16 protein-coding genes and 1 pseudogene are annotated in these 20,262 nt (G+C 30.0%); 2 read left to right on the top strand and 15 right to left on the bottom strand.

The annotated features are described in order from the left end of the window. Positions 1-332: 332 nt before the first annotated feature. Positions 333-1,631 carry an IS30 family transposase gene (locus JYG23_RS13420; RefSeq protein ID WP_207236184.1) on the top strand — a complete coding sequence of 433 codons (1,299 nt, stop codon included), beginning with the start codon at positions 333-335 and terminating at the stop codon, positions 1,629-1,631. A 234-nt stretch (positions 1,632-1,865) separates the two neighbouring features. On the opposite strand, the gene JYG23_RS13415 is transcribed toward JYG23_RS13420, so the two are convergent. From JYG23_RS13415 to JYG23_RS15070, 4 genes and pseudogenes are all read right to left on the bottom strand, one after another. Continuing rightward, the gene (locus JYG23_RS13415) at positions 1,866-2,594 is read right to left on the bottom strand and encodes a 4'-phosphopantetheinyl transferase superfamily protein (protein WP_207236183.1); all 729 of its coding nucleotides are present in this window, start codon (positions 2,592-2,594) and stop codon (positions 1,866-1,868) included. Between the two features lie 562 nt (positions 2,595-3,156). Beyond that, a pseudogene (locus JYG23_RS13410) lies at positions 3,157-3,351 on the bottom strand (IS30 family transposase); the annotation flags it as partial. A gap of 13 nt (positions 3,352-3,364) precedes the next feature. Further along, positions 3,365-3,538 carry a hypothetical protein gene (locus JYG23_RS13405; protein WP_207238048.1) on the bottom strand — a complete coding sequence of 58 codons (174 nt, stop codon included), beginning with the start codon at positions 3,536-3,538 and terminating at the stop codon, positions 3,365-3,367. 228 nt (positions 3,539-3,766) lie between these two features. Then, a complete protein-coding gene (locus JYG23_RS15070) occupies positions 3,767-3,889 on the bottom strand; it encodes a hypothetical protein (protein ID WP_256440266.1) in 123 nt (40 codons plus the stop codon). A gap of 477 nt (positions 3,890-4,366) precedes the next feature. Here JYG23_RS15070 and JYG23_RS13400 point away from each other — a divergent pair, with 477 nt between their 5' ends. Beyond that, entirely contained in the window at positions 4,367-5,671 is a 1,305-nt protein-coding gene (locus JYG23_RS13400) for an IS110 family transposase (protein WP_207236171.1), read from the top strand. Between the two features lie 92 nt (positions 5,672-5,763). Here JYG23_RS13400 and JYG23_RS13395 read toward each other — a convergent pair whose 3' ends face one another. From JYG23_RS13395 to JYG23_RS13345, 11 genes are all read right to left on the bottom strand, one after another. Next, positions 5,764-7,161 (bottom strand): NAD(P)/FAD-dependent oxidoreductase, encoded by a 1,398-nt coding sequence (locus tag JYG23_RS13395; protein ID WP_207236182.1) that lies wholly within the window; start codon positions 7,159-7,161, stop codon positions 5,764-5,766. A 41-nt stretch (positions 7,162-7,202) separates the two neighbouring features. Then, on the bottom strand, positions 7,203-7,433 hold the full coding sequence (locus tag JYG23_RS13390) for a hypothetical protein (RefSeq protein ID WP_207236181.1): 231 nt from the start codon (positions 7,431-7,433) through the stop codon (positions 7,203-7,205). 699 nt (positions 7,434-8,132) lie between these two features. After that, the gene (locus JYG23_RS13385; protein ID WP_207236180.1) at positions 8,133-9,635 is read right to left on the bottom strand and encodes an anti-sigma factor domain-containing protein; all 1,503 of its coding nucleotides are present in this window, start codon (positions 9,633-9,635) and stop codon (positions 8,133-8,135) included. A gap of 28 nt (positions 9,636-9,663) precedes the next feature. Beyond that, the gene (locus JYG23_RS13380) at positions 9,664-10,362 is read right to left on the bottom strand and encodes a sigma factor (RefSeq protein WP_207236179.1); all 699 of its coding nucleotides are present in this window, start codon (positions 10,360-10,362) and stop codon (positions 9,664-9,666) included. Positions 10,363-10,982: 620 nt separating this feature from the next. Then, entirely contained in the window at positions 10,983-13,856 is a 2,874-nt protein-coding gene (locus JYG23_RS13375; RefSeq protein WP_207236178.1) for a hypothetical protein, read from the bottom strand. A 1,609-nt stretch (positions 13,857-15,465) separates the two neighbouring features. Next, on the bottom strand, positions 15,466-15,771 hold the full coding sequence (locus JYG23_RS13370) for a hypothetical protein (protein ID WP_207236177.1): 306 nt from the start codon (positions 15,769-15,771) through the stop codon (positions 15,466-15,468). Between the two features lie 57 nt (positions 15,772-15,828). Then, entirely contained in the window at positions 15,829-16,041 is a 213-nt protein-coding gene (locus JYG23_RS13365; RefSeq protein ID WP_207236176.1) for a hypothetical protein, read from the bottom strand. Positions 16,042-16,208: 167 nt separating this feature from the next. Next, the gene (locus JYG23_RS13360; protein ID WP_207236175.1) at positions 16,209-16,637 is read right to left on the bottom strand and encodes a CBS domain-containing protein; all 429 of its coding nucleotides are present in this window, start codon (positions 16,635-16,637) and stop codon (positions 16,209-16,211) included. A gap of 113 nt (positions 16,638-16,750) precedes the next feature. Continuing rightward, the gene (locus JYG23_RS13355) at positions 16,751-17,419 is read right to left on the bottom strand and encodes an MIP/aquaporin family protein (protein WP_207236174.1); all 669 of its coding nucleotides are present in this window, start codon (positions 17,417-17,419) and stop codon (positions 16,751-16,753) included. Positions 17,420-17,488: 69 nt separating this feature from the next. Further along, positions 17,489-18,361, bottom strand: a complete 873-nt coding sequence (locus JYG23_RS13350) for a formate/nitrite transporter family protein (RefSeq protein ID WP_207236173.1) — start codon at positions 18,359-18,361, stop codon at positions 17,489-17,491. A gap of 440 nt (positions 18,362-18,801) precedes the next feature. Continuing rightward, positions 18,802-19,980, bottom strand: coding sequence for an iron-containing alcohol dehydrogenase (locus tag JYG23_RS13345; RefSeq protein WP_207236172.1), 1,179 nt, complete (start codon positions 19,978-19,980; stop codon positions 18,802-18,804). Between the last annotated feature and the right edge of the window lie 282 nt (positions 19,981-20,262).

Here is a 20,262-nt window from a genome sequence, read left to right as displayed (position 1 = left end):
AGTACTGCATTTTTAAAAATATACCTATTTTTTATAAAATGTAAAAATTAATTTTTTATAATAATACCATTATTTAACGTTATTGTCAATTGTTATTATTTAATATGTTAAATTATACTATAAAAGTATTTATTTGATGAATAATATACTAAATACTAAATTCATTTTTGTTAATAATTACCACAATTTTAAAATTAGTAAAATGAAATAGTAAATTCCACAATGCACTACTAAATTCCACCCAAAAATATAAGTGGAATTTAGTAGTGCACAAAGAAAAATAGAAGTATAATGTAATTGGTTGTTTACCTGTGCAAATAAAGAGGTTAATCATGAAAAACAATCAAAAACATCTAACTTTAAGTGAACGTATAATTATTGAACAATCATTAAACGAAGGTAAATCCTTAAAATCTATTGCAAATCAGCTACATAAAGACCCAACAACTATCTCAAAAGAAGTAAGAAAACATAGAACAATTAAGTTAAGAAAAGACACTTCAAGAATCATAAAGTGTGATAATTCTAAGGAGTGTAACATTAAACATTTATGTAGCAAAGCTAATTGTAATGATTTATGTAAAAACTGTAGTAAATATATTAATTGTAGGATGATTTGTAAAGATTACAAACCAAAGACATGTGGAAAGCTTAATAAAGCTCCTTATGTCTGCAACAACTGCAAAAGCTTAGGTAGCTGCACATATGAAAGATGGATTTATGTAGCTAAATATTCTGATGACTGCTATCATGAGTTGCTTAGTTCTTCAAGGGAAGGTATTAATCAAATGCCTGAAGATATACAAAAGCTTGATACCTTAATATCTCCTTTAATTAAGAAGGGACAGTCTCTTTCGCATATTTACGCTAATCATAAAACAGATATATGCTGTTCAAGAAGAACATTATATAAATATATTGATAGGCAGCTATTTTCTGCTAAAAATATTGATCTTCCAAGGAAAGTTAAATACAAACCACGAAAATCAGGTACAAATTCAAGAAATATTAGCAGAAACTACAGAATTGGTAGAACGTATGATGATTTCAATAAATTTTTAGAAAATAGTCCTGAGATTTCTGTTGTTGAAATGGATACTGTAGAAGGTCAAAAAGGTGGCAAGGTACTTCTTACCTTACTCTTTAGGAAATCAACATTTATGCTTGCCTTTTTAATGGATAATAAAACGCAGCAGTGCGTTAATAATGTGTTTAGTATGTTAGTTCAAAGACTTGGAGTCAAGGTCTTCAAAAGGCTTTTTCCTGTGATATTAACTGATAACGGAAGTGAGTTTCAAGATCCAAAATCTATAGAATACGGACAGAATAAAGATAAACTAACTAATGTATTTTATTGTGATTCCAACTGTTCATGGCAAAAAGGAATGATAGAAAAAAATCATGAGTATATTCGTTTTATTGTACCAAAAGGTAGATCATTTGACATGTATAATAAGAATGATATTACTCTAATGATTAATAATATCAATAGTACAGCAAGGGACAGTCTAAATGGAAGCACTCCATTTCAACTGTCCCAAATGCTACTTGATAATTCCTTACATAAAAAATTATCACTTCAGGAAATTGCTCCTGATAATGTAGTCTTAAAGCCTACATTACTAAAATAAAATACATAGCACAGGCTAAATAACCATGCATAAAAAACATTACAGCAGGTGGAATTTAGTCGTGCACTAAATTATCCAGGTGCTTGTTTGCTATGCAAAAAAGTATATTGTTACCATGTGTTATCTATGATTATACGCTTGTCTTTATCATTTGTGAAGTGAAAAAGCGGAATTTAGTTGTGCAAAATACACATTCCTGCAAAGGCGGAATTTACTTTTTCATTCAACGAAATTTTAAAATTCTATGGTTTCATTAATAATATTTAATTTGTTATGTATAGGCTGTGTGCTACAAACTGATATATAATAACCACTCAGATAATATTCTTTAAAAAATAATTTCTCATTAGATAATTTTTCAATAATATATGTTGAATTTAGTAATTGCATTGCCTCAAAACTATTTTCTTTTCTTGATACTATATCTCCTGGCACAATCTCAAAAGAATTTAATGGAATTGCTAATCCTTTTCCCTTTGCCTTTATATAACTTTCCTTCAAAGTCCAAATCCTTGTAAACATTTCATTAGGGTAATTTACTGAATTAATTATTGATTTGTATTCATTGTTATGAAAAAACTTTTTTGCAATATCTAAATCATATGAAGATATTTTCTCTATATCTGCTCCATTTTCTTCTGTTCCTACTGAACAAACTGCATAATTTCCGCTATGTGATATATTAAAAAATAATCCGTTAGATTCTTTGAAATAAGGCTTACCATAATCATTTCTTACGAGTTCATAGTTAGTTATTCCATACTGTTTCATTAAACTTAAAATAAGAATTCCAGCAGCCATACTACGTTTTTTATCTTCGTCAAATTTATATCTCTTTATCATATCAATTCTATCTTTCCATTGTTCTATATCACTAAGTTTTTTATATATCATTTCATATACCATTTCATTGTTTAATTGGCTAACATCATAAATATAACAAGTTATATTTTCATTTTTCATAAATAAATCGTCCTTTCACAAGTAATAATAAAAATTTTAAAATATTCATATAATTTAGCACAAAAATTAATATAGTTATTTTGGTAATTATACTATTTTTTTCATTATTTTTCGAGTTTATAGCATAGATAGATAGTGTCAAGTTACTTTCGGAAAATAAAAAGTATTTTTTCCAAATTAAAATTCCAACACATTGATTTATTAACATTAAATTGCACATTGTTAAAAATTAATAATAATCTAATATTTTTATAATAACAAACTTAGCTATTATAACCCCCTGACAGCTTTCATTTGCTCAAATTCATATGATTTTTTGCCGAAATTTATAACAGCTGTTTATGTTATTCTAACATTTCTTTTACAAGCATTATTCCCACATCATCTAATGTTTCTTTTATCTCTTTTATTAAATCTTAAATGTTTAAATTTTCTTTTAATCCCTTTTTTAAAATTCCATAATATTCATTGCTGATTTTTTCCTACAGTAATTTTACACTAAGGTCTCAAGAATAACAGCTGTGAAAATTGCAATATGTAATACCCACATATTTAAATTTAATTAATCAAACCTATTTTCATAAATTTTATTTGCAAAATAATACCCTAATATCTTGCGTGAATAATTATTTATCCACGTTTCAATCCTTTTTATTTCTTTAACTGAGTATTTCCCTATGCCTGTACCTTTTGAAATAAAACGTCTTATCATTTTATTGATGTTTTCATTTGTTTCCCATGAACTATATGGATGTGCCTAGTATATGTTTTTAGGGACGGTTATTTTTGTGTGAAAATTGAGCTTGATCTGTAATTTGGTTTTCATTTGCAAAATTTTCGATCGTTTGCTTTATTACATTTTGAATATGTTCCAATTCCTCTTCTTTTGTATCTATATACAAGTTATTGTCAGTAGCACTTTTTATTCGAGCTTGTATTGGCATGTTCCACCTCTATATTATGTGTACCTAAATTGTACGCCTTTAAGGGGTCACTCCAAACCGTCCCTGTTTACTATATTGCTGTAGCTCTTACTGTTTGCATTTAGACCACCACCCCTCGAACAATTATATCATAATGTCTGTCCCATAATATAACCATTTATATCTACAACTGTTTTCTAAATTGCAGACTAAAGAACTCAAAGTTATCCCCTTTTTAGTGTTTTCTAGTTAACCATCACTCAAAGTTTCAATAGGGAATTCCCCCTCATTTCCCATTGCATTAGGATAAATACAAATCTTGTCTGATATCGACTTCAAAGAGTTACAAATTGCTGTTTTTCTTTCTTGCAAATCCGCATAATTGTGTCTTTTCCAGTAATCACTGCTACAGGTAATCCCCCAGGTGGTTGTAGCCACTGACCACTTAATAACATGTTATCGAGGCCTTTGATACGTCCTGGTATAATAAAGTCATAGCAAAAAGCTATGCTAATTCATATCTAATTCATGTTCTAGCTGAATAAAGAAAATCATTCTTGTATACAATCATTCAACCATTGAGTCATGAATAAACTCATAAGTTATTGTATAGAAATTCAACTCTCGACTTTGTCTAAGTCATAAGGTATTATATTTATTGAATAGGATGGTAGATGTTAACGTCCTTGGGAGCCTTTTATAAGGCAATACCTGTAACTACAGACAATCAATCCATTCAATGAGGATTTATGATTTTAGCTGGTTGGGAGCTGATAAGCTATACCCGAATAACGTGCCAGGTTGTGTACTCATTGCTATTTATGGATACCTATTCGAAAGGAGCTTTCTATGTTTAATTTTAATAATCGTAACTATATCTCCGTTGGTATTGATGTTGGTTCAACTTTTAGTTTTATGTCTATTGTTGATAACAACGGAAACATTATTTTGAAACCTTTTAAAATACTACATAACAGTATAGATTCTCTTGAACGTGCTATTTCTGCAATAAAAAAAGCAGAAGAGTCACATTCCATGAAATCACACATTTTCCTGGAATCTACCGGAATCTATCACTTTCCGCTCTTCTGCTTCCTGAATGAATCAGGATTTGAGGCCCATATTATTAACCCTCTCATCACTCATTCTATCAAAAATTCAGGAATAAGGAAAGTAAAAAATGATAAATTAGATTCTATTGGCATCGCTAGACTTGGTTTATCTAACAATTTAAAAACCTCTGTTATGCCTGTTAAGCTTGTTTTAGAGCTTCGTAGCTTAGTTCGTAAACATTATGACATTATGGATCAACGCTCAGCTCATATTAATAAACTAAAAGCGGATTTACATACTGTTTTTCCTCAATACCTTAATATTTTCTCAGATGTTTGTGGTGTTACATCTCGCATGATTTTAAAGAATTATTGTACTCCTGATAAAATATTAAGAGCGCATAAATCATCTTTGATTGAAAAAATATCTAAATCTTCTAGAAAAGGTATTTCAAAAGCTACTCAATGCTACGAAAAACTTTCTAACGCAGCAAATGCAGCCAAAACCTTTGGTTGTAATATTGATAGTGTGTATTTCAATATTTCTTTAACTATTGACTTAATCGAATATTTAGATACTGTTATTGAATCTATTTTAAATCAAATAAATTTGCTTGTTGATAAGCATAAATCCGAAAAGTTTATTAATCAAATTCATTTGCTAGATTCAATTTCTGGTGTTGGTTTTTTATCTGCTGTTACCATAATGTGTGAAATTGGTGATTTTAGTGCTTTTAAGAACCCTAAACAGCTGTTTGCTTATTTTGGTATGGATCCTGAAGTTAACCAATCAGGCAAATTCAATGCTACTGAAATGCATATGTCTAAGCGTGGTTCACGTATCGCTAGACGTGTTGTTTTTGCTATCGCTTTGTCTAATATACGTTCTACAAGTAATGGTAAAGCTATTAATCCCTATTTACAAGCTTATTACCGAAAGAAAACTGAATCTAAACCTAAAAAGGTTGCTATTGGTGCTGTTATGCACAAAATCTGTAATATCATTTTTGCAGTGCTACGTGATGAAAAATCTTTTGAACTCCGTTCTCCAGAAACTCATATTAGTAACTACAAACAATCATTACAGCTACTTGCTGCATAATTATTAAGTCCTTACATAAAGTTTTAATTGTTTTTCAAGCAATTCATTGTTTGGGTTTATTAAGGTTACACTTTTTTAGCTAAACAATATTACTAAACTTTTTTATTTTTCTTGTTGACTTTTACTAGCTGGTCTGTATGAGCCAAAGACCTTCCACTAATAGTCGGCCAAAAACCCATAAAGGCTCCACGATAAGCATTGCAGTACCGTACGTAGGTTTGCGGAGTGGCCACATCCAGCAGTTTCAGCTTTCCTTTCATGTGTGGAAAGCGAGTTTCCATTGCATCGATTACTGCTTCGCCAATCCGAGTCTTTTCCTTAGCGTAAGCTTCCTTATCTTTTACCAAATCTTCCCACGCATCTAGTTCTGGCTTAAATTGATTAATAGCAAAGGTCATTACAGTATGCCCCTTTGGAGCAAAGTTAGGCTCGTAGCCATAGTGGGTCATTTGTAAATGCTCTATTAGTTTCTGATTTTGGTTAATATCTACCGATTCTACAGGAAACTTAAGTGTCCGGGGAATGTCGTTCATTTCATCTTCATAGCCTATTCCAATATAAATGTTTGATGCCAAAGGATATCTATCTGGATTATTGTACCTTTCCTCAAACTCTTGATCAGGGTAACGTCCCTTTAGTAGCTTTTCATATAAAACCTTGGCGTCACAAGCGGCAATAAAGTAATCTGCTTCGAACGATTTTCCGTTTTTGCATTTAATACCCTTTACTGTATCTCCTTCAATATCCGCTTCCACCACCTCACACGAAGCCTCCACTGTTCCGCCTAAAGATAGGTATCGCTCTACCATGCGATTAGCTAGTGCCTTAGAGCCCCCGTTGGGAATAGACGACTGCCCACTAGTAAAAGTACCGAGAGGAAAAAGAACGGATATTGCACTGTAATCTCCTTCTGGCATAAAGGAAGCTATTGCTTCCCTCAACGCCGGGTGCTTGAACTTCTTGGCCAATTCCTTCACACTGATCTTTCCGTATTTCTGCATAAGTGGGCCAATATCTTTCATGGAGAAAATGTACTTTATTTTTTCAATTAGACTCATCATATCTACAGGTTTTCCTGATGGTATTGAAAATGAATGTAGCCGCTTTATGTCACTGTAAAACTCTTCTATTTCTTCTTTGTCTTCTGGTGATATTTCTAGCCAGCTTGACTTAAACCGATCAAGATCACGATAGAAATTAACTGTTACGCCGTCATGTTCAACAGCCATAAAGCTCTCAGGGTGATATATCTCAACCCCGTCTAGAGCACCCACGGTGCTCCAAAGATCATGAATTTGGGTTCCCTCTTTCGTTCCCACTAGCCAGTGAATACAACCATCTATATGGTAGCCTTGACGCTCCCAGCCCGTACACTCCCCACCTAAAGCATGGTGCTTTTCCATTATAATACTATCAAAGCCATTTTTCTGGGCAAAGATACCAGCACTCAACCCAGCAATTCCTCCACCAATTATAACTATTTTTTTCATTTTTTGTTCTCCCCCCGTTTTATTTTATGGACAAGCAAAAGCTACTCACCAATTTCCATAAGTAGCTCTTCAACGTCCTTTTCATTGAGCCAAGACGGTACATGACCATTGGCAACCATTGCTGATAGTCCCGTTTGAAAGACTCTCATTTTAAAAAATAGCCTTTTTCGTTCATCCATTGTCCAGTCACGCATTTCTTCGTCCTCAGCCATGGCTTCAAGCATTGTTTTCTCCACTGTTTCATAAGATGCCATGTATTGATTTGGTTGCATCGTTAGTTCGCGAAAAAGAACTGGATAATCTCTTGCAAACTCTAGGCTCGCCTTTCCGATATGTTTTTAGGGACGGTTCTTTTTGTCTGTAATTTGACTTTCTTCATCTTTTTGTTTCTTTATTTCAGATACTCTATATAGACTTAAATTACATAAACCTGCTATATCACTGTATGTTATAGCATTTAATTTTAAAAGTCTTGCTGCTAATTCTTCTTTTTTTATCTGTGAAAATTGAATTTGATCTGTAATTTAATTTTAATTTGCAAAATTTTCAATTGTATTATTTACTATATTTTCAATATTATCTTGCTTTTCTTCTTTTGTATCAATATATATATTATCGTCACTATTATTATGAAATTTTTAAAAATCTTTTTTATTTTTAAATAAATCCAATATTTCACTTTTTGCTTTGACGGAATACGGAATTATTATGTATATATCTCGGCACACCTAACATATAAGTATCATCTTCTACTGCTTCGCTTCTATATCTGTCTTGAAACACATGTCCATTAATTCTTTTATATATTTGATTATTTCTATAACTTTGTTTTTATGTGCTTCTTTCTGAAGTATTTCTCTTTATTTATTCCTTTTGCTTATCTGTCAATCAAAAATAACCGTCCCTTATTACACTGATTACATATTGTACAAAAAAGGAACCTATTAAGAAAGGCTTTTTTAGTGTCTATCTTATAGGTTCCATTTTATTACTATATTAGCGCTTTTCTTCTTCCTTTGTTGTTCTTCTTCTCGTTTCTCTTTCTCTTCTAAACGCTTTTCTTCTTTCTCGTGTTGTTCTTCCTTTCGTTTCTCTTTCTCTTCTAAGCGCTTTTCTTCTTTTTCACGTTCTTCTTCATCTCGTTTCTCTTTCTCTTCTAAACGCTTTTCTTCTTTCTCGTGTTGCTCTTCTTCTCGTTTTTCTTTCTCTTCTAAACGATTTTCTTCTTCCTCATGTTTTTCTTCTTCTCGTTTCTGTTTCTCTTCTAAACGATTTTCTTCTTCCTCATGTTTTTCTTCTTCTCGTTTCTGTTTCTCTTCTAAACGATTTTCTTCTTCCTCATGTTTTTTTTCTTCTTGTTTCTGTTCTTCTGTATCCACGTCAGTTTCTAAAGCTTCCAATTGACGCTTTATTTGTTCTTTTATCAATTCAACATCATCTTTATTTTGCTCCATTGAATCTTTATATTTCTCAGCCTCTTCCATCAAGAGCTTTGCGGATGCGATTTTCTCCTCATCGCCAGATGCAAGTGCATGCTTATATTCTTTTTTTGCTAATTCATAAAGTTTCTTTGCTTCAAAAAAGTCTTCTTTTGAAAGATCAAATGTAGCCTGCAAATTTTTAATATTTACATCTTCTACCTCTAATTCATTCAGATATTTTCCTATTAATTCGATTTCTTTTTCTAAATCTTTTTCTATTATTTCACCAGTATTTTCAAACACAGCAATTCTCTCTTCACTTGCAAAGAAGTCTTTAACAGACATTAATTCATCATCACTGGCTCCTCCGTTAGCAGCCAACAATCCTGCAGGTATACTCTTATCTTGCGCCTCTGATAACTGATTCATCGTTGCTTTAATCATCGCCACATTAACGTTTTGTAGCTCATCACTTTCAACTATCTTTTCTTTGATTAAATCTTCAATTTCTTCTACTTTTTCCTTTTCCTCTTCTTCTACAGGTATCATAGTGATAAGAACATAATCATCCTCTAAGTCTTCATTATTAATAAATCCAGCAACTCTAGCTTTACTAACAATTGTCTCAATAACTTCATCCACATCAATTCCAATAACACCAGATAGGTTCAGAGTTTCTCCATCATCATTCAAACTTTCTACTTTTACAACTTTATCATCTTCATTAACAGATACTTTAACACTCGGGTTAATATCTACAGTAATTAACGCTATAACATTTTTAAACGCTCTTTGACTCATGAAATTATTGATACCAATTAAACTCCCACTTACAATTAGTAATAAAACCGCTGCAACAGCAATTGACTTTTTGTTAATTATCGTCATCATCCTCAATTTTTGTTGATTATGCACAATATCGTCGTTTGTGTACATAATTTTCTGTCCAACAACAAGATTATTTTTTAACCTTATTCTCTTGTACTCATTGTCTTCTGACAATACGATAGCATAGTTCTTTTTTATTTTCACGACAATGCCTTTGTAGCACATGCTAAATCACCTCTTTTTCTTTTGACAACTAAACATAATGACAATCACTTTTAGTACCTTTTTTTGAATCTTTTATCCAAGTAAGAATACTCGAATAGTTATTGACTATAACAATAATAATTGCTGTAATAAATAGTTTACTTTTCTTAATTATTTTAAGACTCACTAGAAAGCGTTCAGAAATTTTTGTAATAGGTAATCTTTTTTTTTCATAAATATGATTTACTAAGTCTTCTTCACCACTAGTTTTTACAGCAATATCTACTGCTTTTTCTCTTGTATCTTTGTGCTTTGGCGATGCATCTATTAAATCATCAAAATCAATACCAAATCTCTTCAATTCCTCTTCAAATAGCAGAACTTCTTGTCTTAAATCGCTGTCTTGATAACTATAACTGTTATTTTGCTCATTATTCACCATTGCATCAATAGAATTATGTTCATGTTTTTGTTCCTTCTGCCAAAAAGTCTTGACTCTACTAGTGATAACCAATTTGGCATAATGAAGAAAGCTTCCTTTATTTTCATCAAAACGTTGGATTGCTTCAGTAAATGCTAAAAGTCCAATTGAAAACTCTTCATCATTCTCAACTTGAATATATTCATTTTTTAAATTCGATATAGTATTCAATATAAAGGGCTGATAATCTTGTATCAATTGATTAATTTTTGCTTTATCTTTTTTCAAATCCAAATTAGATATAATGGAATCTATTTCATTCTTCATATTCACTAGCTCCTATTAACAAATACTTTACTCGAGTTAACATCTACAGTAACTCTTGTCCAAATAATATTGTCTATATACATGCTCTTCTACCCATTATCATCAAAGAACACGATGATATAGTTCTTTTTTTACTTGTATCACAAAACCTTGAACCTCATCACCTATTTTCTTTCATATAATATACAAAATGATAATGAATTTTGGGTACCTTTTTTGATGGCAAAATCTTTCATAACTAGAATCTTTAAACCCCATATTTATGAAATCAGCTCTTTATTCATCCTTTGAGTCCCTTACACCTTTACAACAAATTGAGTTGAAAGTTCTTTTCCTCTTTCATTTTTAGGATTGAAATAAAAACTTATTTTCTAAAATATTTAATGACTACCATCTATTTCATACTCTAATTATACACATAAAACATAAATAATTATATAGACAATTCTCTTATTTAACCAATGGTATAATAATTTGATGAGTTTTATTAGTGTATGTTAAATAGGAAACATATTTATTGAAATACTATTTTATAAAAACATTCTAAATTTAAATATAAAATTTCTTTGTAATAAAAAAACATCTCGTAAGGACTTAGTTCTTACGGGATGTTTAATGTTTTAGTTTTCAACAACAACTTCAATAACTTCTACAATAATACTGTTCACTACTTTAAACTGAGCATAGTACCCTAAGCTTAATATTTCTGAATTATTATTTTCTAAATCTTTACTTACTAGATGTTGTGCTGTTTCACCATCTACAATATCTATTGTTAATTTCATTCCTTCAGTTGTGAATGATACCTCAATGATTTCACCAGTAATTTGCTCTACATTGTCTTCTGCAGCAATTTTTGTAACTACATTATTTTGTATCTCAACCTCTACATTCATATTTACAACTATATCTTCTAAAAAAGAATTTACTCCATTTACTGTTATTGTTTCCATATTGTCAGCTAGATCATATTGTTCTTCGTCTATTGTTATAGTTCTTTCTTCAAGGTCTATTCCCATTAATATTCCTTGGGCTTCTAATACTTCACTTTGTTCTATGCTATTAGCATTTATTATTTCTACTAATCCATTATCTATCTCTATTTCAACGTCCATCTCAACTTCTAAATCTGTTAATACTGCTCCCGCTTCATCGATGAATACTTCTACTTCATCAGATAAGTTATATACTGCTTCATTCACTTCTATATTTCTTTCTTCTATGTTTATACTTGTTAATAATCCTTGAACCTTTACAACTTCTGAAGTCTTTGCATCTATTTTTGTTACTAACTCATCTTCAACAAGTACATTAGCTTCCATACCTATCTCTAAATCTTCTAAAGTTGCTTCTTTTTCATCTATTGTAACTTGTGCTTCTTTTGATAATACATATTCTTTAGCCCCTACTCTTACATGATAAACTCCTATTAGGTCAATATCTTTTATTTCTCCTAATACTCTTTCGCTATTAATCATTGTAGCTTCTATCTTAATTATATTGTTATCTACTAAATAAATTATCGCTGACATTCCTAACTGTAAATCTTCTAATTGTGCTTCTTCCTCATTTAAAGTTACAATAGCTTTACTTAAAAGATTATACTCTTGATCATCAACAGATAAATGATATATACCTATTAAATCTAAATCTGTTATTTTTCCTTCAATCTTGCTTGTTTCTATTATTTCTGCATATATTTTAACTATTTCTCCGTTACATAACTCCACTTCTACTGACATACCAACTATTAAGTCTTCTAATGTTGCTACTTCTCCGTCAACTTTTACTATTGTCTCTGTTGCTAACTGGTATTCTATTCCCCCAATTTCAACATACCCGTATTCCAAGTTTATAGCTGATATCATTCCTTGTGCCTCTAAAATTTCTTCTTTAAATGCATTTATTTCTACTATTTCGCCATATAATTCTACAGCATTAATTTCCATTTCTAATTCTAAGTCTTCTAATATTGCTTCTTTGTTGTTTAATCTTATTTCCACTTCATTAGCTAACTTATATTCTACTTCATCTATTGTTATATATCTATCTTCAAGATCTATACCTGTTATATTTCCTTCTATTTCTTCAATCTCAAATTCTACATTTACTTTAACAACTATCTCTTCCTGTAATTTTACAACAACACTCATACCTGTTTCTAAATCTTCTAAAGCACTCGCAAAGCCATTGATAACAACTTGTGCATCTCTAGATAATTTATATTCTTCTTCATCTATTGTTATATGGTAAGTTCCTATTAAATCTAAATCTTCTATATTCCCTTCTATTGTTTCATATCCTATGCTTTGAGCATAAATTCGAGTTACTTCTTCATCAATTATTTCAATTTTAGCTTCCATTCCAACTTCTAAATCTTCTAATGTTGCCTCTTCTGCATCTAAAATAACTTCTACTTCTTCTGCTATTTTATATTCTACTTCATCTATTGTTATATGGTAAGTTCCTATTAAATCTAAATCTTCTATATTCCCTTCTATTGTTTCATATCCTATGCTTTGAGCATAAATTCGAGTTACTTCTTCATCAATTATTTCAATTTTAGCTTCCATTCCAACTTCTAAATCTTCTAATGTTGCCTCTTCTGCATCTAAAATAACTTCTACTTCTTCTGCTATTTTATATTCTACTTCATCTATTGTTATATGGTAAGTTCCTATTAAATCTAAATCTTCTATATTCCCTTCTACTTCTTCATATCCTATGCTTTGAGCATAAATTCGAGCTACTTCTTCATCAATTATTTCAATTTTAGCTTCCATTCCAACTTCTAAATCTTCTAATGTTGCCTCTTCTGCATCTAAAATAACTTCTACTTCTTCTGCTATTTTATATTCTTCTTTATCTATTGTTATATGGTAAGTTCCTATTAAGTCTAAACCTTCTATATTCCCTTCTATTGTTGCTATTCCTTCTACACTTTCAGCTTTTATTTTAGCTTCTTCATCTTCAATTTCAAGTTCTACTTCCATTCCAACTTCTAAATCCCCTAAATCAGCTTTTTCTCCATCTATTTCAATTTCTACTTCTTCTGGTAATTCATATTCTTTACCATCTATTTCTATGATTTTATCTTCTACGTCTATATCTGTTATATTTCCTTTTACTTCAATTTCTTCTTCTTCGTCATCTTCATCGTCACCTGATAATATTTCTTTTAATATTCCTCCTGGTAGACCATCTAATATTCCTTCTTCTTCTAATTTTTCTAATGAATCACTTGATAAGTCTAGTCCTAGAATTATTTCTTTTAAAACTCCTGGTGACAAACTTCCTGCATTTTCTATAATTAGTTCTACTGCTTCTTCCTCTGATAAATCTGAATTTAATATCATATTTTTCAATAATCCTGGTGCTATTCCTCCTTTATCTTGTCCATTTCCTCTCTCTGGCATTGCGTATACCTCTGGTGCTCCTGTAAGAGCTAAAATAGCTATTACTAAAACAATAGATATTGTTTTTCTTAATTTCATTCTTTCTACCTCCTATTAACTTAATATTATTTAAACTGCCAAATTAATCAATATGTTTAAAATCTTAATTCTTTTTCTTTTCTTATAGTATACAAAATGATAATGAATTTTGGGGACCTTTTTTTGACCTTTCTGCTAAATATATATTTCTTATATCACATTCCTTTTCTGCTTTAATTATTATTTTTTCCTTGCTCTTGATATTTGTCTTGCTCTTGCTTTTGAAATTAACTCTTGTGCTGTAATTTTTTCTTCTTTAATTACTTCATTTATTATTTCTTCAATACTTTTATTATTAATTTTATTCTCAATATCTGATACAGGTGATTTTGATACTTTATATTCACATACATCTATATCCTCTGTTTTTCGAGACGGTTCTTTTTGTCTAAAATTCGACTTTATTCATATTTTTGTTTCTTTATTTTAGATACTCTATATATACTTAAATTACATAAGCCTGCTATATCGCTGTATGTTATAGCATTTAATTATAAAAGTCTTGTTGCTAATTCTTCTTTTATATCAATATATATATATTCGTCACTATTATTATAAAATTTTATAAATTTTTTTATTTTTAAATAAATACAATATTTCACTTTTTGCTTTAACGGGATTATTATGTATATATCTCAATACACCGACATATAAGTATCATTTTCTACTATTTCGCTTCTACATCTGTCTTGAAACACATGTCCATTTCTGTCTTTTATATATTTGCTTATTTCTATTACTTTGTTTTTATGTACTTCTTTCTGAAATATTTTCTCTTTATTTATTACTTTTGTTTATCTGTCAAATAAAAAAACCGTCCCCTAAAGTTCTACATTTGCTTTAATCCTATTACAATAAACAAATACATATATTGTTAATATTATCATAATAATATCAATTAATATTAATATTATCTTTTGTTGTAAAATAAACGAACAAATCGTAAATAACACAATACTTGAAAATAAAATAATTGATAATAATATTTTAAATTTGATTATAGCTTTACTTACCAAACTTTTATATTCTTTTAAATTTTTTATTAAATTTTCATTGTTGATTTGCGTATTGTTTTTAGTCTCTAAAATTAAAATTTCCCAATTATTTAGTACTTCAGGCGACGTCCATAGCTGACCTCTAAAATCTAATGAAATTTTTTTCTTAGAAGTTGTACTTTTAATAAATAAATTTGTTTTAAAGGCTTTTATTAACTCAGATTCATATTTTTCTTTTAGGTTATCAAATTCACTACTCTTTACCAGTCCTACATAGTATCTATATTCAGCTGATGGACATTCACAATCCTATATCCTTTTTGAGCATAAGAATTTAACCAATTTTCTAAATCTTGCAAATCATTATAAAAAGGATTAAATACTTTCAACATAATTACCTACCTTATTTTTATATTTATAAAAATTATCTTTTTCTTAAGGAACGATTCTTTCTAATTGATACAATCGCTTTTTATTCCTTTCCCTATGGCAGCAACTTTATAATAAGATAAATTACATATATCTGCTATATCTCTGTAAGAAATTATATCTCATTTAAATATTTTTCATTTATTATATTTGTATTCTTTTTTTATATACTCACTTACACTGTTTCACTTATATTCTTCTATATTTTTTACTATGCCTGCTTTAACAGGGTTATTATGTATACATCTCAACACACCTATTAAATAATTATCGTCCTCCACTGCTTCACTTTTAAATCTATCTTGAAATACATGTCCATATCTTTTTTCAACTTTATTATAATACATAGCATACTTTACATTAATTTTTTTCACTATTTCTAATATTTTATTTTTGTGTATAGAACTCATAAATATTTTTTCTTTATTTATTCCTCTAATCATTATATGGTATATTCCTGTAGCGCTTTTTATTCGAGCTTGTCTTGGCATGTTCCACCTCTATATTACCATTTTTACTATAGTACTACCATTTTTATACTTTGTCAATCAAGAAGAACCGTCCCCTAATTTTCCCACAGCTGATTTTTTATTCTTTACTTCATCTTTTCCATAAACATAAAATTCTTCTGGGTATTTAGCATATAGTTTATTCTTTAAGTTTCTAAACTTTCTCTTAGGCACCTTCTTCTCTATTGCATCTAATAACAGCTTTTGACAGCTCTTTCTTAATCTTTTGTAATGAATATAAGATTTTTCCATGGTGTTTTCTTGCCACTTACACTTTCTGTGAATAAAATATGTACATGAGTATTCCTCCTTAAAATAATTATACAAAAAAAGATGCTAATTATTAAATTAACATCTTTCTTACTAAGTCCATTTTAAGGGAATACTTTCATGCTCCCTTTTTTAATTTCCACATTTTTTTATTTTATTTCATTGCCTGGTTTTGAAATCGAACTTAAAGCTTCACCTGCTTCATTCACATGTATATTTACATTTGCTAAATCCCCTAGTGAAAGGATTCCAACAATCTTGTTATTTTCAACTACTGGTAACCTTCTTATCTGATTTTGCGCCATCAATGTAGCTGCTTCATGAGCATTTGTATCAGGACTTGTGCTTACAATATTTTTACTCATTATATTTCCTATATGCTGAGTAGCATTATTAGTCTCAGCAACACTTCTTAAAACTATATCTCTGTCTGTTATTACTCCAACAGGATTTTTATTTTCATCACAAACAGGAACTATTCCAACATCTAAAGATTTCATAATATCTGCTGCTTCTGTTATATTGGATTTTACTGTTACATATGATACATCTCTTGTCATTATATCTCTAACGTTCAATATTAAAACCTCCTCTTTTTTTAATCAATATTAGTATTTCCTTTTTTAGAGGTTTTATTTATGAATTTTATATTTAAAACTCAAGATTTTATTCCTGAGTTTTAATTATTATATTATTCCTTGATTAACTTATAAGTGTATGTTGCTAATAACGTTCCTATTATAGGTCCAACTATATAAACCCATAAATAATTTAAATTTCCTGAAATAATTGCAGGTCCTATAGACCTTGCTGGATTAAATGAACCACCCGAAATAGGTCCAATAATTAAGACTCCTATAGCTATAGTAAAGCCTATTGCTATTCCTGCAAATTTTTGATGTGCTCTTTTATCTACAGCTGATCCCAAAATTACAATCATTAAAATAAAAGTATATATTATTTCTACTATAAGTGAAATTAATACAGCATTATTACCTAAGCTTTGTAATGGTTGAGTTGTCCCTAATTTTGCAATATTACCAAAAATACCTATTAGAATTAAACTTGCAGTAATTGCTCCACCTAACTGAGAAACTATATAAAACAGCAAATGTTTAGTATTTATTTCTTTTCCTTTCCAAAGTGCAATTGATACTGCAGGATTAAAATGGGCACCTGAAACATTACCAAATGTATATATTAGAAATGCTACTGTAAATCCAAATGCTAATGATATTCCTAAATGAGTAACAGCTTCATTTGATAAATCATTAATTATTATTGCACCTGTACCATTAAATACTAATATAAACGTTCCTATAAACTCAGCAATATATTTTTTGAATTCATATTTTTTCATTTAGCAATTCCTCTCTTGTATAATATTTCCATATAATTAACATACCCTTTTCGCGTGCAAAAGTAACTTCTATTTTTCTACTTTTTCAACGTTCCTTCTGTTTTTATCTTCTTTCAAATAAATAAACCAGTAAATAAATCCTACAAATATCCCACCACCAATTATATTTCCAAGTGTCACAGGTACTAGATTATTGATGATAAACGTATTCCAATTTAAATTTGCTAATTTTTCTGGCGAAAGATGGGATGCAGCAACCCAATCAACGTTGGATTTTGCCCATATTCCTGCTGGAATGTAATACATATTCGCAATACTGTGTTCAAATCCTGATGTAACAAAAAGCCATATTGGAAAGAACATACCAAGTATTTTTCCAGCCATGTTTTTAGCTCCATAAGCCAGCCATACTGCCAAACAAACAAGCCAGTTTGCCATAATGCCTAAATATAATGCGGACATAAAAGGTAGATTCACTTTATAGACAGCAATTTTAATGGTTACTGCCCCAAGGACGTTCGATCCGCTGTTAAATAACCCTGACTGTACCATCATAAAAGCTATCAATACAGATCCTATTAAATTTCCTATATATACAGTCCCCCAATTTTTCAGCATCTCACTTACTTTCACTTTACCTTCTAAAACACTTATAATGATGAGTGTATTTCCTGTAAATAGTTCTCCTCCTGCTAACAGAACCAGCATCAGTGCTGTACTAAAAATTGAACCTGCCAAAACTTTTCCCAACCCATAAGTTTCAGGTTTTACAAATAAATTAAAAGCTGCCATATTAGATCCTTCTGAAGCAAAGGCAACGAAAACTCCTGCTAAAATCCCTAGAGTTAGTCGCTGTGAAAATGATAATTTTACCTTTTTGATTCCTGTTTGTACAGTTGTAGCCGCAATTTCTGCAGGTGTTAAATAATTTTTCGTATCCACTTTATAATCACCTCTTCATATGATAGTTACCTTTTCAAGGTTTCATCAGATCCGCAACAATGTTAAAGAAACTCTCTTTTTAAAAAATTATGCGATGTTTATAGAATAACCTAAAATATCAACACTTATTCGAACATAGCCTAATGATTCTATAATTAACAACATTTTCATGGTATGGGTATGGATAATTTATATATTAACTCCATAATAAGTCTTTTTGAATAACTCTTTCATTATCTTTTATGTTTTGACTTTAGGCAATGCTCTATATTTAAGCCTCTCGTTTCATTGCTTCCACAATTGTTTTCCCAAGGACAATTATTATTCTAAAACATATTCAAGATAAGGAAATTATTATAGATTCATTAAATTATATAGTATTTTCTTAAGAAAGACTAAGAACCGATCAGAGCTCTTAGTCTTTTCTTCATAATCTATTATTAAAAGTCTACTTTTTTACCATAATAAACACAAGTAAATAGTTTTTTCATTTCTTCTACTGATATTTCTCTTGGATTTGTACCTGTACATGGATCTCCTACTGCAGCTGCAGCAATTTCATCCAGCTTATCATTAAATTCTTGTTCGTTTAATCCAAATTCTTTTAATGTAAGTGGAATATTCATTTTCTTATTAAAGTCTATTACCATTTCTGTAAATGAATTTGTTAATTCCTCTTCACTATTCCCTGCTAACCCTAGTCTTCTTGCTATATCAGCATAAGTTTTAAGAGCAGTTTTTTTGTTGAAGTCTATTACATATGGTAAATATATTGCATTTGCACATCCATGAGGAATTCCATTTTCAAGATTGAATATTCTACCTGTTTTGTGAGCCATACTATGAACAATACCCAAGATTGCATTTGAGAATGCCATTCCTGCTAAACATTGAGCTATATGCAGTTTATTTCCAGCTTCTTCTTCTCCATTATAAGATTGTATTAAGTTTTCTTTCACCATTTCAATAGCTTTCATTGCTTGTGCATCAGTAAAATCATTTCTTACTGTTGAAACATATGCTTCAACAGCATGGGTTAATGCATCCATTCCTGTGAATGCTTTTAATTTTGCTGGCATTGTTTGTACTAAATCATTATCCACTATTGCTATATCTGGAGTGACATTAAAGTCAGCTATTGGATATTTAATTCCAGTTTTTTCATCTGTTACAACTGCGAAAGATGTAACTTCTGTCCCTGTTCCACTGGTTGTGGATATTGCTACAAATTTTGCTTTTTTTCTTAACTCTGGTAAGTTAAATGGTTTTGCAGCTTCTTCAAATGTAAGCTCTGGGTATTCATAAAATATCCACATAGCCTTTGCTCCATCTATCGGTGATCCTCCACCTATTCCAATAATCCAATCTGGTTGAAATTCCTGCATTACTTTTGCACCATTCATTACTGTACCAACTGTTGGGTCTATTTCTACACCCTCCAAAAGTTTTGTTTCCATCCCAGCTTCTTTTAAATATCCTTCTATTCTATCTAGTGCTCCACTTCTCTTGATTGAACCACCTCCAATTACCACCATGGCTCTTTTACCCTTTAAATTCTTTAATTCTTCGATCGCTCCTTTTCCAAAATAGATATCCCTTGGTATCGTAAATCTCGCCACTTTTATTCCTCCTAATTTTTGATTTAATTATATTGTTCCTTTTTTGTTTAATATAATTTTTTGTCTGTACATTAGTACTGTATTTATTTTAACTTAATACGTAGTTATTATACAAAAATAATATATGTATGTGAAAAAAACACTTTTTAGTGAGATAATTTCAAAAAAGAAACTAATTTTAAAATTTTAATTGAAAAAAATACTGATATAATAGGAGCTTTCTCTTGTTGTTACACTAGAGAAATTCCTTAAAATATTTTAAAAGGATAGTGATAAAATATA

Origin of the sequence: Sedimentibacter sp. zth1, from assembly GCF_017352195.1 — a bacterium.
In the GTDB taxonomy this organism is placed as follows: domain Bacteria; phylum Bacillota; class Clostridia; order Tissierellales; family Sedimentibacteraceae; genus UBA1535.
Note: the sequence above shows the minus strand (reverse complement) of the source record. Positions and strands in the feature narration are given on the sequence as shown.